This is a genomic window from Pseudonocardia tropica, from assembly GCF_040105315.1.
Lineage (GTDB): Bacteria > Actinomycetota > Actinomycetes > Mycobacteriales > Pseudonocardiaceae > Pseudonocardia > Pseudonocardia alni.
The window spans coordinates 279807-294871 of sequence record NZ_JBEDNP010000004.1 but is presented as its reverse complement, the minus strand read 5'-3'; the positions used below and the strand labels follow the sequence as shown (position 1 = coordinate 294871).

General features: G+C 76.1%; 15 protein-coding genes. 9 read left to right on the top strand and 6 right to left on the bottom strand.

The window, feature by feature from the left end; genetic code table 11:
- Window positions 1–409 precede the first annotated feature (409 nt).
- Window positions 410–1777, top strand: a complete 1368-nt coding sequence (locus WHI96_RS09235; protein WP_345652131.1) for a glycosyltransferase family 2 protein — start codon at window positions 410–412, stop codon at window positions 1775–1777.
- A 79-nt stretch (window positions 1778–1856) separates the two neighbouring features.
- Here WHI96_RS09235 and WHI96_RS09230 read toward each other — a convergent pair whose 3' ends face one another.
- Together WHI96_RS09230 and WHI96_RS09225 are read right to left on the bottom strand one after the other, a co-directional pair.
- Window positions 1857–2615 carry an enoyl-CoA hydratase gene (locus WHI96_RS09230; RefSeq protein WP_345652134.1) on the bottom strand — a complete coding sequence of 253 codons (759 nt, stop codon included), beginning with the start codon at window positions 2613–2615 and terminating at the stop codon, window positions 1857–1859.
- Complete coding sequence (locus WHI96_RS09225) at window positions 2612–2824, bottom strand: hypothetical protein (protein WP_345652137.1); 213 nt, start codon at window positions 2822–2824, stop codon at window positions 2612–2614. Before WHI96_RS09225 ends, WHI96_RS09230 begins: the two co-directional genes overlap by 4 nt.
- Here WHI96_RS09225 and WHI96_RS09220 point away from each other — a divergent pair.
- Window positions 2808–3824, top strand: a complete 1017-nt coding sequence (locus WHI96_RS09220; protein ID WP_345652139.1) for a heterodisulfide reductase-related iron-sulfur binding cluster — start codon at window positions 2808–2810, stop codon at window positions 3822–3824. The genes WHI96_RS09225 and WHI96_RS09220 overlap by 17 nt on opposite strands.
- Before the next feature lie 4 nt (window positions 3825–3828).
- On the top strand, window positions 3829–4599 hold the full coding sequence (locus tag WHI96_RS09215; protein ID WP_345652142.1) for a fumarylacetoacetate hydrolase family protein: 771 nt from the start codon (window positions 3829–3831) through the stop codon (window positions 4597–4599).
- Between the two features lie 26 nt (window positions 4600–4625).
- Here WHI96_RS09215 and WHI96_RS09210 read toward each other — a convergent pair whose 3' ends face one another.
- Window positions 4626–5813: a glycosyltransferase family 4 protein gene (locus tag WHI96_RS09210; RefSeq protein WP_251785173.1), complete on the bottom strand. Its 1188-nt coding sequence runs from the start codon at window positions 5811–5813 to the stop codon at window positions 4626–4628.
- Window positions 5814–6023: 210 nt separating this feature from the next.
- Between WHI96_RS09210 and cobF the strand changes: the two genes are divergently transcribed.
- From cobF to WHI96_RS09190, 4 genes are all read left to right on the top strand, one after another.
- Entirely contained in the window at window positions 6024–6830 is an 807-nt protein-coding gene (cobF, locus tag WHI96_RS09205) for a precorrin-6A synthase (deacetylating) (protein ID WP_345652147.1), read from the top strand.
- A 30-nt stretch (window positions 6831–6860) separates the two neighbouring features.
- On the top strand, window positions 6861–7352 hold the full coding sequence (locus WHI96_RS09200) for an SRPBCC family protein (RefSeq protein ID WP_345652150.1): 492 nt from the start codon (window positions 6861–6863) through the stop codon (window positions 7350–7352).
- A gap of 403 nt (window positions 7353–7755) precedes the next feature.
- Window positions 7756–9396: a hypothetical protein gene (locus WHI96_RS09195; protein ID WP_345652153.1), complete on the top strand. Its 1641-nt coding sequence runs from the start codon at window positions 7756–7758 to the stop codon at window positions 9394–9396.
- A 40-nt stretch (window positions 9397–9436) separates the two neighbouring features.
- Complete coding sequence (locus WHI96_RS09190) at window positions 9437–10420, top strand: SDR family NAD(P)-dependent oxidoreductase (RefSeq protein ID WP_345652156.1); 984 nt, start codon at window positions 9437–9439, stop codon at window positions 10418–10420.
- On the opposite strand, the gene WHI96_RS09185 is transcribed toward WHI96_RS09190, so the two are convergent.
- Complete coding sequence (locus WHI96_RS09185; RefSeq protein ID WP_345652158.1) at window positions 10410–10994, bottom strand: TetR/AcrR family transcriptional regulator; 585 nt, start codon at window positions 10992–10994, stop codon at window positions 10410–10412. The two genes, WHI96_RS09190 and WHI96_RS09185, sit on opposite strands and share 11 nt — an antisense overlap.
- A gap of 171 nt (window positions 10995–11165) precedes the next feature.
- Here WHI96_RS09185 and WHI96_RS09180 point away from each other — a divergent pair, with 171 nt between their 5' ends.
- Window positions 11166–11735, top strand: coding sequence for a DUF5709 domain-containing protein (locus WHI96_RS09180; protein ID WP_345652161.1), 570 nt, complete (start codon window positions 11166–11168; stop codon window positions 11733–11735).
- A gap of 81 nt (window positions 11736–11816) precedes the next feature.
- On the opposite strand, the gene WHI96_RS09175 is transcribed toward WHI96_RS09180, so the two are convergent.
- Both WHI96_RS09175 and WHI96_RS09170 read right to left on the bottom strand, forming a co-directional pair.
- Window positions 11817–12242 carry an SsgA family sporulation/cell division regulator gene (locus WHI96_RS09175; RefSeq protein ID WP_226357858.1) on the bottom strand — a complete coding sequence of 142 codons (426 nt, stop codon included), beginning with the start codon at window positions 12240–12242 and terminating at the stop codon, window positions 11817–11819.
- Window positions 12243–12487: 245 nt separating this feature from the next.
- Window positions 12488–13144 carry a hypothetical protein gene (locus WHI96_RS09170; RefSeq protein WP_345652164.1) on the bottom strand — a complete coding sequence of 219 codons (657 nt, stop codon included), beginning with the start codon at window positions 13142–13144 and terminating at the stop codon, window positions 12488–12490.
- A 209-nt stretch (window positions 13145–13353) separates the two neighbouring features.
- Here WHI96_RS09170 and WHI96_RS09165 point away from each other — a divergent pair, with 209 nt between their 5' ends.
- Window positions 13354–15051, top strand: coding sequence for an AMP-binding protein (locus WHI96_RS09165; protein WP_345652167.1), 1698 nt, complete (start codon window positions 13354–13356; stop codon window positions 15049–15051).
- Window positions 15052–15065 lie beyond the last annotated feature (14 nt).

The following is a 15065-nucleotide window of genomic DNA, read 5'->3' as shown; positions in this document are numbered from 1 at the left end:
GCACCGTGACCGGGAAAAGCCCCGGACGGACCAGCTCGTCACGAACCCGGCACACCCGCCGGCGGCGCCCGGGCGGCACCCCGTCCGGTGACTGCGCCGGGAGGCGGTCCGGACCGTGGCGGACGGAGCAGCACGCGGGAGGCGTCCCGTGCCTGGTGAGCGCGGGTGCCGGGTGCTCTGGGACGATCGGGGCGCGTGCCGGCCGTGACCGGTGCGGCGCGCACCGGCCGGCTCGACGCCGTGGTCCGGTGCCCGGTGCGGCGCAACGTGACGTCGGCCGCACACGGTGAACCGGGCGGCGGTCCGCGACGTAGGCACACGGGGTCACGTCCGCGGGCGGACGGGTCCCGGGGCCGGACCACCGACACGGACCCACCGACGAGGACCCACGACCCGGGAGGTCGCAGCAGTGCCGGACCGAGCAGGCGGCCCCGTCTGGGTGGGCGAGCTCGCCCACCACCGTGCCGTGCACGGCACGGGTCGTGTGGCCGGTGACCTCGTCGTCCCGCCGCGGTTCGGCTCGGCCCGGCTGCTGGTGACCGACGGCGGCGTGCCCGTCGGGCAGGCCGACGTCCCGCTGCACGAGGGCCGGGCGCGCGCCGCCGACCTGGCCCGGGCCGCCGCGGCCGTCGCCGGGCGTGAGCCGCCGGGGGAGCCTGCGGTGTCGGCCGAGCCGCTCACCGTCGTGGTCGCGACGCGGGGGCGGCCGGACAGCGTGCGCCGCTGCCTGGCCGCGGTGCTGGCAGGCGACCACCCGGACGTGACCGTGCTCGTCGTCGACAACGATCCGCCCGACGAGCGCACCCGCGAGGTCGTCCGTGACTGCGCGGACCCGCGGGTCCGCTACGTCCGCGAGCCGCGCCGCGGTGTCTCGGTCGGGCGCAACCGCGGCCTCGCCGAGGCCCGCACCGCGGTCGTCGCGTTCACCGACGACGACACCGAGCCCGACCCGCGGTGGGCGTCGCGGATCGCCGGGTCCTTCGCCGAGGACCCCGGTCTCACCGCGCTGAGCGGGCCGGTGCTCGCCGCGCGGCTGGAGACGCCCGAGGAGCGGGCCGCCGACGTCGCGCTGGCCTGGAACAAGGGCTTCCTGCCGCGCCGGTTCCGGCTCGACGACCCGCCCGCGGACTCCCCGGTGTTCCCGTTCTCCCCGGGCCTGTTCGGGATCGGGGCCAACCTGGCGGTGCGTGCCGAGCCGGTCCGTGCGCTCGGCGGGTTCGACGAGGCGCTCGGCCCGGGCCGGCCCACCCGCGGAGGCGAGGACATCGAGCTGCTGGTCCGGATCGTGCTCGACGGCGGCACCCTGGCCTACCTGCCCTCGGCCTGGGTGTGGCACCACCACCGGCCGTCGCCGGGGGAGCTGCGTGAGCAGATGGGCGGCTATGCGCTGGGTCTGGGCGCGTTCCTGGGCAAGGTCGCGCTGGATCCGCGGGCGCGCCGGCTGGCGGTGCGCCGGTTCCCGGCCGCGCTGGGGCGGCTGCGCGACATCGTGCGCCGCGAGTCCTCGACGCCGGCCACGGTCGCGCGGGCCCGGCAGGAGCCCGCGCCCACCGCGGTCGGCGCGCCCGGCCCGACCCCGGGTCCGGCCCCGATCGCGACCGAGGAGCGCCCGGCGCCGCAGGACGTCGCCGCGCTGCCGGGCGGCGCGGGCGCCCGCAAGCTGCGCGGGCTGGTGTCCGGTCCGGTGCTCTACCTCCAGGCGCGCCGCCAGGTGCAGGCCGAGGGTGGGACGACCCCGCCGCTGACCGGCCCGGCCCGGCCGCTGCGGCGGCGCTGACCGCGGTCCGGGCCCGGCGGGCCCGCCACCGGGCGCCGGCCCCGGGGTCGGCGGTCCGACGGCGGGCCGGAGCCCGGGATCAGGTCCCGGTCCAGCTCGGGGTGCCGCCCTGCCCGAACCCGGCGACCGTCGTGCGGAAGTCGGTCGATCCGTAGACCCGGTCGACCACCGCGGTGTCGTCGGCGGACCGGTCGTCCAGCAGCCGTTTGGTCGCCCAGATCGTCAGCGGTGCGCCGGTGGTGAGCCGCCCGGTGAGCGCGTCCAGTCCCGCGTCGAGGTCGTCGACGACGGCGTGCAGGAACCCCGGCACCCGCGCGGCCTCCACTGTCTCCAGCATCCGCGCGGTGAGCAGCAGGTCCGCCGTCAGCGGTCGGCCCAGGGCCTCGACCATCAGGTCCAGGGTCCGCGCGGACAGGCAGTTGCCCAGCGTGCGGGCGATCGGCACGCCGAACCGGGACCCGGGCGTCGCGATGCGCAGGTCGGCCGCGCAGGCGATGCCCAGCCCGCCGCCGACGCAGTACCCGGCGACCGCGGCCACGGTGGGCACGCCGACGGCGCGGACCCGGTCGAGCACGGCGGTGCCCCGGCGCTCGTAGGCCACCCCGTCGGCGCCCGAGGCGAACGCGCGGAACTGGCCGATGTCGGTGCCCGCGGCGAAGGCCCGGCCGCCCTCGCCGCGCACGACGAGCGCCCGGACCTCCGGGTCGGCATCGGCCCGCTCGCACGCCGCCACCAGCCCCTCGTACATGTCCCAGGTCAGTGCGTTGCGCCGCTCGGGACGGCGGAAGGTCACGGTGAGCACCCCGGCCGCGAGCTCCGCGGTCACCTCCGGGCTCACGCGTGGCCCCCGCGGGCGGGGTCGGACAGCTCGGCGAGGACGTCGTCGGTCGCCGCGCCGAGCGGGGGCCCGGCGGTGCCCCGCCGCGCGGGGGTGCGGGAGAAGCGCATCGGCGACCCCAGCTGGCGGACCGCGGGCAGGGTCGGGTGCGGGGCGTCCCAGAAGAAGTCCCGGCCGGTGAGCAGCGGATCGGTGAAGACCTCGCCCAAGGCCGAGGCGCTCCACCAGCAGCACGCGGTGCACGGCACGCCGCTGCGCTCGCGGCTGTTCGGCGCCATCCGCACGCTGAACCGGCTCGGGTCGGCGACCGCGCCGCTGTCCAACCTGCCCGGCCGGGTCGGGGTGCTGCGCCGGCTCGCCGAGCGGACCGTCGGGATCACCGCGCGCCGCCCGCTGCCGCGCTTCGACCGGGACAACCTGGTGCGGTGGTACCGGCGCCGTGACCCCGCGCGGGCCGGGGCACCGGCCGGGACCGTCGTGTGGCTGGCCGACTCGTTCACCACCTTCACCGAGCCGCACATCGGGCGGGCCGCCATCGGCCTGCTGGAGCGCGCCGGGTGGCGGGTCGAGCTGGCCGGCGGCGGCTGCTGCGGCCGGTCCAGCCTGTCCAAGGGACTGCTCGACGACGCCCGCCGCAAGGCGACCGGCCTGGTCACCTCGCTCGCCCGGGACACCCCGGCCGACGCACCGATCGTCGGCTGCGAGCCGTCGTGCGTGTTCACCCTGCGCGACGAGACCCTCGCCCTGCTCCCGGACAGCGCCGAGGCCCGGTCGGTGGGCGAGCGGGTCCGCCAGGTCGAGGAGCTGCTCGTCGAGGCGCTCGACGAGGGCCGTCTGGTCCTGCCGGAGCGGTCGGCGCTGAGCGGGCGGCGCGTGGCCTACCACGGGCACTGCCACCAGAAGGCCGAGGTCGGGACCGCGGCGACGCTCGCGCTGCTGCGCCGCATCCCCGGGCTGGAGGTCTCCGAGATCGACTCCGGCTGCTGCGGGATGGCGGGCTCGTTCGGCTTCGAGGCCGAGCACTACGCGACCTCGATGGAGGTCGGGCGGGACCGGCTGCTCCCGGCGATCGACGCCGAGTCCGCCGACACCCTGGTCGCCGCGACCGGCGTCTCCTGCCGCCAGCAGATCTTCCACGGCGCCGGGCGCACCGCCTGGCACCCGCTGGAGCTGGTGCGCGAGGCACTCGGCCCGGCCGGGACGGTGTGAGCGGATGCGACTGGTCCGCTACGACTCCGGCCAGGGCCCCCGCACGGGGCGGGTCGAGACCGGCGGCGACGGCGACGTCGTCCGCGAGCTGGGCCCGTCCGGGCCGGGGGCGGTCGCCGGGCGGCTCGCCGAGGTCGTCCTGCTCGCCCCCTGCGACCCCCGCACCATCGTGTGCGTCGGGAGCAACTACCCCTGCCAGCTCGCCGAGAAGGGGCGCCCCCGCCCGGAGCGGCCCGCGCTGTTCCTCAAGGCGCCCAATGCCGTCGTCGGACCGGGGAAGCCGGTGCTGCGCCCGGCCGGGGTGCAGCGGCTGGAGTACGAGGGCGAGCTCGCGGTGGTGATCGGCCGCCGGGCCCGTGACCTGGACGAACGCACCGCCTGGTCGCACGTGCTCGGCCTGACCTGCGCCAACGACGTCACCGCGCACGACTACCGCGCCGACGGGCAGTGGGCGCGGGCGAAGAGCGCGGACACCTTCTGCCCGCTCGGGCCGTGCATCGAGACCGAGCCGGGCGCGGGGCCGTGGGGGCTGCGGACCACGCTGAACGGCCGCACCGTCCAGGAGTCCGACACCGGGGCGATGATCTTCGACGTCGCGCGGATCCTCGCCCACGTGACCCGCTGGATCACGCTGCAGCCCGGTGACGTCGTGCTCACCGGCAGCCCCGGCGGGGTCGGGCCGATGACCGCGGGGGACCGGGTCACCGTCGAGATCGACGGCGTCGGGACCCTGGAGAACCCGGTCGCCGACCGGCCCGCGCCCGTCCCGCACTGAGCCGGCCCGGCCCGCCGCAGCTCGGCTCAGCCCCGGCCCACCGGCTCCGGCGTGTCCAGCTCGGCGGGAGCGGGCGCGCCCGCCACCCCGGCCGCGCTGCGGTAGACGTCGCCGAGCCGGGCCGCCCACGGCGCCGCCGCGAACCGGTCGAGGAACCGCCGCCGGGCCCCGGCCCCGAGCCGGGCGCGCAGCTCGGCGTCGCGGGTCAGCCGCACCAGCTCGTCGGCGATCCGGGTGGCGTCGACCGGGGCCAGCAGCCCGGTCTCGCGGGTCACGATCTCCGGGATCCCGCCGACCCGCGTCGCGACCGCCGGGGTCCCGGTGCCGTGGCCGAGCAACAGCATGCGGGGCATCGTGTCGTGCCGGGTCGTGTGCAGCTGCACGTCGGCGGCGCGGAGCAGCGCGACCGGGTCGGTGCTGCGGCGGAACGCCACCCGGCCGGACAGGGCCTCGTCGGCGGCGACGCGCGACTCCAGCCACGGCCGCAGCGGCCCGTCGCCGCCGAGCACCACGGTGAGCGGCTCGTCCGGTCCGATCCCGGCGACGGCGTCGAGCAGCATGTCCTGCCCCTGGCCGCGGCGCATCGGCGCGACCGAGACGGCGACGACCTCGTGGTCGTCCACGCCGAGCCCGCGCCGCAGACGCTCCCGCTCCTCGGGCGTGCCCTCGCCCGGGTCGGCGGCGCCGTCCGGGATCACCGACAGGCCCTCGGTGGACCCGGCGGCGCGGCGGTACCAGTCGCGCTGCAGGGCGGACGTCGCGATCGTGCGATTCATGAACCGCTTGCGCGCCAACGTCTTCGCGGTCCGCCGGAGCTGGTCGCCGCGGTCGGCGGGGTGCTCGTGGATGTGGTGCAGCGTGGACACCGCGGGCACCCGCAGCCGGGCCGCGGCGGCCGAGCCCACGACGTCGGGCCGGGCGCCGTGGGTGTGCACCAGGTCGACACCGTGCTCCCGGAACGCGGCGAGGACCTTCAGCACGGCACGCGGGTCCCACGGCGCGACGTTCAGCTCGACCGGTGGCGCCCCGGCGCGGGCCATGCGCTCGGCGACGTCGGAGTGCCCGGACGGGGCCAGCGCGACGACCACCACCCGGAACCCGGCGTCCGGGGCCGCGGCGGCGAGGTCACCGAGCGCGGCGGCGACGCCACGGTCGTCGAGCGACTCGACGAGGTGTCCGATCGTCAGGGTCCTGCTGTGTTCGCTGGTGGGCACGGTGACGTGGCCTCCCGGGGTGGCGCTGCGGGGTCGGTCGTCGGCGGTCGGCCGGTGACCCGGTCGTGGCTCGCCGGTCACCATGACACTACCGAGTGACGACGCCGCGTGACGGGGTCGGACGCTGCGCGCATCGGGCGACACCGGGCGGGGGTACCAGCCGATCGGGGGAGTGCCGGGGAGTGCGCGGGGTCCGTTACGGTCACACCGGTGCGCACGGTTCTCGTGATCGGGATCGGGGCAGGTGACCCCGACCACCTCACCCTCCAGGCGGTCCACGCACTGCAGCAGGCCGACGTCGTCTTCGTCATCGACAAGGGGCTCGACGCCGGGGGGGCGCAGGACGATCTGCTGGCCCTGCGCACGGAGATCCTGCGCCGCCACCGCCCGGACGGCGGGTACCGGCTGGTCACCGCGCCCGAGGTGGGCCGGGACCGCGGCACCGAGGTCGAGCGCGACGACGAGCGGTACCGCGACGTCGTGGTCGACTGGCAGGACCGCCGTGCCCGGCTCTACCGCGAGATGCTCGACGCCGAGCTGGCCGACGGGCAGACCGGTGCGTTCCTGGTCTGGGGCGACCCCTCCCTCTACGACGGGACACTGCGCCTGCTCGACCGGGTCCTCGCCGGCGCGGGGGAGCAGTGGTCGGTCGAGTCGGTCGCCGGGATCTCCAGCGTCGCCGCCCTCGCCGCCGCCCACCGGCTGATCCTGAACCGGGTCGGGCGCCCCGTCCTGATCACCACCGGGCGCCGGATCGCCGAGGGGATGCCCACCGACGTCGACGACGTCGTCGTGATGCTCGACGGCCGCACCGCCTTCGCCACGCTGCCCGACGAGCAGCGCCGTGAGCTGCACATCTTCTGGGGCGCCTACCTGGGCACGCCCGACGAGCTGCTCGTCGCCGGGCCGCTCGTCGAGGTGACCGACGAGATCCTGAAGGTTCGGGCCGAGGCCCGGGAGAACAAGGGGTGGATCATGGACACCTACCTGCTGCGCCGGGGTGCCGACGAGCGCTGACCCGCCGCGGCCCGACGACGAGGAGGTCGCATGCGCTACGCCGACGGACCCACCACCGAGGCCACCGCCCGGGTCGCCGCACCGCCCGAGGCGGTGTGGGAGCTGGTGACCGACCCGGAGTTCCTGGCCCGGGTGTCGACCGAGATGCAGCGCGCCGAGTGGCTCGACGGCGACGTCCCGGGCCCCGGGTCGAAGCTGCGCGGGCACCACCACCACGAGGCCCGCGGCGGCTGGACCACGGTGTCCACCGTGACCGGCTGGGAGCCGGGGCGGCTGTTCGAGTGGACCGTCGAGGCCGATGCCGACGGCGGGGAGACCGCCGTGTGGCGGTTCGAGCTCACCCCCGACGGCGACGGCACCGCGCTGCGCCAGTGGGCCCGGATGGGCCCGGGGCCGTCGGGTCTCACGCAGGCGATCGAGCGGTGGCCGGACAAGGAGGAGCGGATCGTCGAGGGCCGGCTGCGGGAGTGGCGGACGGGGATGGAACGCAACCTCGACGCCGTCCGCGAGCGCCTCGGCTAGTCCCCCGTCCGGGCGGCGGCCACGCGCCGCGAGTACGAGCGGTGGCGGATCTGCGCCGACCCGTCACGCCGGCGTCGCCCGCTCGTTGAACGGAGGGGTCCTCCGGCGATCCTGAGAACACGGAGCGTGTTCGTCGTAGATCGCTGAGCCGTTCGGTCCAGCTGGCCCGTCACTCGGCGTCCGGAGCCGACCCGTGATCGCCCGGGTCGTCGATGTCCTCTCAGGAAAGCAACCTCGACGGGTCACCGTTTCGTAACGTCCCGAACCGGACGAGCCGGGTGACCCGGCACGATCCGGCCGCTCCCCGGGGGTGCCCCCCGCACCCCGGCCGCGCCGGTGCCCGCGCCGTCCTCCACCGCTCCCCAGCACCCTCGCCCGCGGCGAGGCGGAAGGACCGCTCGAGATGGGCAAGCACACCCGGACCGGCCACCGTTCGACCGGCGTCGCCGCGGCGGTGGCCGCCGGCAGGTCCCTCCGCGGGCGGCGCAGGCACGCCGCTCCCTCCACCGGCACCGCGCGCCGGGTCGCCGCCCCCGCCGCGCTCGCGGCACTGCTGCTGACCTCCGGGGGGACGGCCGGGACGGCGTTCGCCGGGACGGGCTCCGACGACGACTCGCCGGGAGCCGCGGCGGACTGCCCGGAGGGCACCGGTCCGGTCGGCGGGTCCTGCTCCGACTCCGCGGACTCGTCGGGATCCTCCTCCGGGGGCCCGGGTGACCTGGTGACCGGGGCGGACGTCGTCGGCTCGGTGCTGGGAACGGACGGCGCGGGATCGGGCTCCCCGGGTTCCTCGGGTTCCTCGGGTTCCTCGGCCGACGACGGCCCGGGCCGCGACACGTCGGACGAGGGCTCCCGGAAGTCGGACACGGGCTCGGGGAAGTCGGGTGAGGCCTCCGGGAAGTCGGGGAAGGGCTCCGGGAAGTCGGACCAGGAGTCCGAGGGGTCGGACCGGGACTCCGCGGGCTCGTCCGGTTCGACGGACTCCGCCGCCCCGTCCGGCACGGAGGACGCCGCCGCCCCGTCGACCGGTCCGCTCGACGCGGTCCCCGGCCTCGGCGACCTCACGGGCGGCCTCGGCGAGGGCGTCGACCTGAACACCCCCACGAAGCCCCTGACGTCGCTGCCCGACCCGGCGCAGACCCTGTCCGACGCCGGTGCCTCGGTGCCCGGCGCCGGGCAGGCCGGCTCGCTGGTCGACACCGCGGTGGGCACCGCGGGCACCGTCGTCGGCACCGACACCGGCAACAGCCCGCCGGCCGGCCCGACCGACACCCTCACCGGCCTCGGCGACGTCCTGCCGGAGCTGCCGTCGGTCCCCGGCGTCACCGACGGCAGCACCGACGAGCTCCCGGACGTCCCCGGCGTCACCGCGGGCGGCCCACTGGAGGGCCTCAACGAGATCGCGGGCCTGCCCGACACCACCCCGCTGACCGGAAGGGACGGCCCGCTGCCGGACCTGTCCGGCGTCGCGCGCACGGCGGGCCTGCCCGACTACTCGGGGCTCGGCGGCCTGCCGGACGTGGCCGGGGTCGTCGGCGGGCCGAGCACCGGGCCCACGCAGGTCGACCTGGCGTCGAAGAACACCGACGGCGTCGCCGGGACCGCCACCGTCGACTCCGACACCGTGTCCGGTACCGCGACCGGCATGGACCCGGACGCCCGCTACGTGTCGTTCTTCTACGGCGCGACCTCCAGCGCCACCAACAACAACCCCTGCATCCTCGACGGCACCAACCCGCTGCCCGGCGGCCAGACCGTCGGCGAGTGGGAGGTCGACGAGAACGGCAACGGCACCCTCGAGGCGCCCAACCCGTCGGGGAACATGTACAAGCTGACCGGCGGCACCATGTCGATCCGCAAGGTCGAGCACGGCTTCGACAAGGCCACCGCCCCGCCGGTGAACCCGCTGTCGTACTCGCTGTCCAGCTGCGGCGCCATGGAGCGGATCTCCACCGCCGACCCGGTCACCGACGCCGTCCCGAAGCTCCCGACGGCGAACGTCCCCGGCACCCCCTACGTCTCCGGTCCGGGTCTGCAGGGCTGATCGACGCGCGGGCAGCGCGGCGCTGTGGTCGGATCGGTCCGTGCTCGGCAGCGCTCTCGACACCGTCCTCGACCGCACCCTGGTCCCCGGCTACTCGCGGATCGGGTACCTCCTGCGGCGCCCGGGGTGGAGCGGTGACCGCGCCGACCCGCCCCGCGGCGCCCTGGCCGGACGCACCGCGCTCGTCACCGGTGCGGGCGGCGGGCTGGGGGAGGCGATCGCGACCGGGCTCGTCCGGCTCGGCGCGACGGTGCACCTGCTCGTCCGCTCCCGGGACAAGGGCGTCGCGGCGCAGGACCGGATCCTGGCCGCCGTGCCGGGCCTGTCCCGCGACCGGCTCCCGGTGCAGGTCTGCGACCTCGGCGAGCTCGCCGACGTGCGCGCGTTCGCGACCCGGTTCGCCGCCGAGGTCGACGCCCTGGACGTGCTGGTGCACAACGCCGGGCTGCTCCCGGCCGAGCGCAGCGAGACCTCCGAGGGCAACGAGCTGACCCTGGCCGTGCACGTCCTCGGACCGCTGCTGCTGACCCGGCTGCTCGCCGACACCCTGGCGGCGGGCGCCGAACGCTCGGGCACCGACTCCCGGGTGATCATCATGTCGTCGGGAGGCATGTACGCCCAGCCCCTGCGCGACGACGACCTGCAGTTCCGCACCGGTGACTACGGCGGCACCGCGGCCTACGCCCGCACCAAGCGGATGCAGGTCGTCCTGACCGGGCTGCTCGCCGACGAGCTGGCCCCCCGGCACGTCACCGTGCACGCACTGCACCCCGGCTGGGCCCGCACCCCGGGCGTCACCGGGTCGCTGCCGCTGTTCGACAAGGTCGTCGGCCCCGTGCTGCGCACCCCGGCCCAGGGCGCGGACACCGCGGTGTGGCTCGCGGCCGCGCCGTCGTCGGCGGTCGGGACCGGCCGGTTCTGGCACGACCGCACGCCGCGCCCGGCGCACTACCTGTCGCGGACCCGGGAGACCCCGGCCCAGCGCGAGCGGTTCCGCGCCGAGGTGGGCCGGCTCACCGGCTGAGCCCGGGCGTCTCCAGCAGGGTGCGGGCGGCGCGCGTGACGTGGTCCAGCACCGCGTCCGGGTCGGCCCGCCCGACCGCGCCCCCGGGCAGCAGCGGCTGGACCAGGCTCAGCCCGAGCAGCCAGGTCAGGACCAGCTCGGCGCGCAGCTCGGCGTCGGCCCGGTCGGCGGCGCCGGCGGCCTGCGCGGCGAACGCCTCGGTGAACGCCCCGGCCAGCTCCACCCGCACGGCCGCGGCCGCCTCCGAGGTCCCGGCCGAGCGCACGACGGGCCCGAACAGGTCGCGCTCGGGCCCGTCGCCGCCGTCGAGGATCGACCGCAGCAGGCGGGTCAGGAGCTCCTCGGGCGGGCCGTCGTGCAGCACGGCGAGGGCGCGCTCGGCGGCGACGCGGGCGAACAGGGCGTCCTTGCTGCCGAAGTAGCGGAAGAGCAGCGCCTGGTTCACCCCGGCCCGGTCGGCGATCGCGCGGACCGAGGTGCGGTCGTAGCCGTGCTCGGTGAACAGGTCCGCGGCGGCGGCGAGCAGGGCGCTGCGGGTGCTGTCACCGGAACGGGCGGACGGGGCGGCGGTCACGGGGGAGTGCTCCTTCGTACGACGGGTGCGGCGGGGGACCGGTCACGGCGGGCCCGGTGTCGGCGACCGTAGCGTCCGGTCGTCGGCGCATGCCGCGGCACGACGCGGGGTACGCACGGTCGATACCGAACACCGTCCGACCTACGGCCACACCGAGGAGACCCGCGACCGATGGCATCCGCTTCAGGTGACGAGAACGAGTTCCAGCCGGAGGCGCCGGACATGGCGTCGGCGATGCAGCTGGACACCGACGAGGCGCTGACCGGTCCGTCGGACACCGACCCGCTGGACTCCGGCTACGTCCCGCCGGACCGCCCCTACGGCGTCGAGGACAACGCGGTGACCGCGGCGGGCCAGGAGGAGGGCGAGTCGCACGAGGCGCGGCTGGCCCGGGAGCTGCCCGACGAGCTGCCCGAGGGCGACCCGGCCCGCTCCGGGCGGCTGACGGCCGCCACCGACTCCGCCGCGGACGACCCGGCCGTCGACGGCGCCGGGACCGACGTGGGCATCGACGGCGGCGCGGCCAGCGCCGAGGAGGCCGCCGTGCACGACGTCGACGAGGGCATCGTGCCGGTGGTCGACGAGTCCCCGGTCGGGGATCCGGAGGTCAGCGACCAGCTCGCGCGCGACGCCGACCACGCCGACGAGGCGGCGGCCGACGCCGAGCGGGACGCCGAGAGAAGCCTGCGGAACGAGTATGAGCACAGGACCGACCCCGAGTGGGCCGAGCAGAACGGCTGAGCGCCGGGACACCCGCGGACACGAGGGCCCCGGTACCGCGTCGTGCGGTCCGGGGCCCTCGTCGTCGGTCGGGGTCGGTGCTCAGGGGGTGGTGGGACCCGCCGCGCTGCCGGTCAGGCGGGCGATGGCACCGTCGATGTCGAGGTGGTCGTGCTCCTCACCGAGGTCGACGATCTCCAGCGTCGAGTCGACGAACTGGGCCAGCAGGTCGCGGTCGACCTCCAGGACGGCGGACCCGCCGTCGGAGCGGATCTCCAGCTCGACGACGTCGTAGCCGTCGATCCGCCGCGGCGCCATCCGGATGTCACCGATGCCGGTGGGAGTGGTCAGGCCCTCGATCACGAGGTCGCGGGCGACGAGCCACTCGATCCAGCGGTCGGAGGAGCGGCGCACCGAGAACGAGATCGCGAACGGGTCCGAGGCGCGGTACGCCCAGCGGCTCACGATCGGCGACGCCTGCCCGTGCAACACGGTGAAGACGTCCTGCTGGACCGACTCGCTGGCCATCGTGCTCCGCCTCTCCTGGACCCCCCGACCGCCGCGGTACCGCGACGGCCTCACACGGAACATCGTCGGAACGGGCCCGGACGCTGCACCCGGCGCCGGTTTTCACTCGTTCGCGCCAACTGTCATTCACCTCACGGTACCCAAGGCGCGCAAAGGGTGTAACGCGAGGCCGGGTTCCGGCGAGCGGCACCGTCCGGTGCGGGTCCCGGTGACGCTGGGTCCCGGTGCGTGGCGTCCGCTCGGGGTCAGCCGCGGTCGACGCGGTCGACCACCCAGATCCCGCCGGTGCCGGAGCGGACCGGCTGGGTGAGCCGGATGGTCGAGCGCTGCGCCGACCGGCCGTCGGTTGCGGCGTACACGCCGTTGCCGAGGCGGGTGACGGTCGGGTTCCGGTAGCCGAGCTCGCTGCCGACGTAGGAGATCGTGACCTCCTCCGGGTCGAGCAGCCACGGGTCGCCGCCGGCGTCGGACTGCTGCTGCATCCGCCGCGCGGTCGCCGCGTCGCCCGCGGGCCACATCGGCGAGGTCGCCGCGGCCGCCCCCGGGGCGTCGGTCCGGCCGGACCCGGTGCCGCCGCCGTCGGTGCCGCCGCGCCCGGGTGCGGGCGCGGCCGTCGTGCGGGACGGGTCGGCGGTGCGGCTCGGCGTGGGGGTCGTCGTCGGCGTGGGCGTCGGGGTCGGTGTCGGGGTGGCGGTCGGCGACGTCGTCGGGACCGGCGACGGGGTGCGCCACGCCGCGGGCAGCTCGGCGTTGCCGCAGCCGGCCAGCAGCAGTACGAGGATCACCAGCGCGAGCCCCACGAGCAGGCCGCGCAGCAGCAGCCGCGGCCCGTACCGGCCCACCCGCAGGCGGGACACCGACACGTCGGGGGTCGTCACCTTCGGCAGGTTCGGCACGGTCACGCGGGCACCCTACGATCACCGGCCCGTCCGGGACGGCCGGCCTCGCCGCCACCATCGCGTGATCGGCGCCGCACCGGCCGCGCCCGGCCCGCGGGACCCTGCCGACCCACCGGCGGAGTGACTAGGGTCGCGGTACGGCCGCACGGGGCGGCCCCGCACGACGGGCCCGGGGCACGGGCCCCCCGCACGAGCCCACCGAGGTGCACCCCATGGCGACCGGCAGCCCGGCGACGGAGAAGTTCCTCGCCGCCCGCGACTTCCTGCTGACCCACCGCGAGGACTACGACACGGCCTACCGCGACTTCCGCTGGCCGGACCTCGAGGAGTTCAACTTCGCGCTCGACCACTTCGACGTCGTCGCCGCCGACCCCGAGCGGGGCGCGCGCACGGCGCTGTGGATCGTCGAACAGGACGGCTCGCAGGCGCACTGGACGTGGGCGGAGCTGTCCGAGCGGTCCCACCGGGTCGCGAACTGGCTGCGCGAGCAGGGCGTCGCCCGCGGCGACCGGATCATCCTGATGCTCGGCAACCAGCTGGAGCTGTGGGAGACGCTGCTGGCGGCGATGAAGCTGGGCGCCGTGGTCATCCCCGCGACCACCCTGCTCACCCCGGCCGACCTGCAGGACCGGGTGGACCGCGGGCGGGCCGCGCACGTCGTCGTCGGGGCGGACGACGCCGGCAAGTTCGACGACGTCGACGGCGACTACACCCGCATCGCCGTCCGCGGCGCCGTGGCGGGCTGGCGCGACTACACCGGCGAGGCCTACTCGGCCGCCGCCGAGTTCACCCCGGACGGCACCACCAAGGCGTCGGACACGCTGCTGCTGTACTTCACCTCCGGCACCACGGCGAAGCCGAAGCTGGTGGAGCACACCCACACGTCCTACCCGGTCGGGCACCTGTCGACGATGTACTGGATCGGCCTCGAGCCCGGCGACGTGCACCTCAACATCTCCTCGCCCGGCTGGGCCAAGCACGCCTGGTCGAACGTGTTCGCGCCGTGGATCGCCGAGGCGACGGTGCTCGTCATGAACTACGCCCGGTTCGACGCGGAGTCCGTCCTGTCGGTCCTGGACTCCTGCGGCGTGACCAGCTTCTGCGCCCCGCCGACGGTGTGGCGGATGCTGATCCAGGCCGACCTGTCCGGGCTGGCGACGCCGCCGTCCAAGGTCGTCGGGGCGGGGGAGCCGCTCAACCCCGAGGTCATCGAGCAGGTCGAGAAGGCGTGGGGCCTGCGCATCCGCGACGGGTTCGGCCAGACCGAGTCCTCGGTGCAGATCGGCAACCCGCCCGGGCAGCCGGTCAAGCCGGGCTCGATGGGCAGGCCGATCCCCGGGTTCGTCGTCGCACTGGTCGACCCGGCCACCGGGAAGGTCGCCGACGAGGGCGAGATCTGCCTGGACCTCGACCACCGCCCGACCGGGCTGATGGTGGGCTACGCCGACGACCCGGAGCGCAACGCCGAGGCCATGGCCGGCGGGTACTACCACACCGGCGACGTCGGCTCCCGCGACGAGTCGGGCTACATCACCTACGTCGGCCGGGCCGACGACGTGTTCAAGGCCAGCGACTACCGGATCAGCCCGTTCGAGCTGGAGAGCGTGCTGATCGAGCACACGGCGGTCGCCGAGGCCGCGGTCGTGCCGTCCCCGGATCCGGTCCGCCTCGCCGTGCCGAAGGCCTACGTGGTGCTCGCCAACGGGCACGAGCCGACCGAGGAGACGGCGAAGGCGATCCTGCAGTTCGCCTACGACAACCTCGCGCCCTACAAGCGGATCCGCAGGCTCGAGTTCTTCGAGCTGCCGAAGACGATCTCCGGCAAGATCCGCCGGGTCGAGCTGCGCGGCCGGGAGGGCGAGATCCACGCCGACCCGAACGCGACGCCGCCCACCGAGTACACCCTCTGACCCGGCGGGGGCCG

Bases quoted from the DNA above. Each gene is read 5' to 3' on its own strand.
- WHI96_RS09215 (WP_345652142.1), top strand. From the start codon at position 3,829: ATGCGACTGGTCCGCTACGACTCCGGCCAGGGCCCCCGCACGGGGCGG.
- WHI96_RS09175 (WP_226357858.1), bottom strand. From the start codon at position 12,242: ATGGCCAGCGAGTCGGTCCAGCAGGACGTCTTCACCGTGTTGCACGGG.
- WHI96_RS09195 (WP_345652153.1), top strand. From the start codon at position 7,756: ATGGGCAAGCACACCCGGACCGGCCACCGTTCGACCGGCGTCGCCGCG.
- WHI96_RS09165 (WP_345652167.1), top strand. From the start codon at position 13,354: ATGGCGACCGGCAGCCCGGCGACGGAGAAGTTCCTCGCCGCCCGCGAC.
- WHI96_RS09200 (WP_345652150.1), top strand. From the start codon at position 6,861: ATGCGCTACGCCGACGGACCCACCACCGAGGCCACCGCCCGGGTCGCC.
- WHI96_RS09180 (WP_345652161.1), top strand. From the start codon at position 11,166: ATGGCATCCGCTTCAGGTGACGAGAACGAGTTCCAGCCGGAGGCGCCG.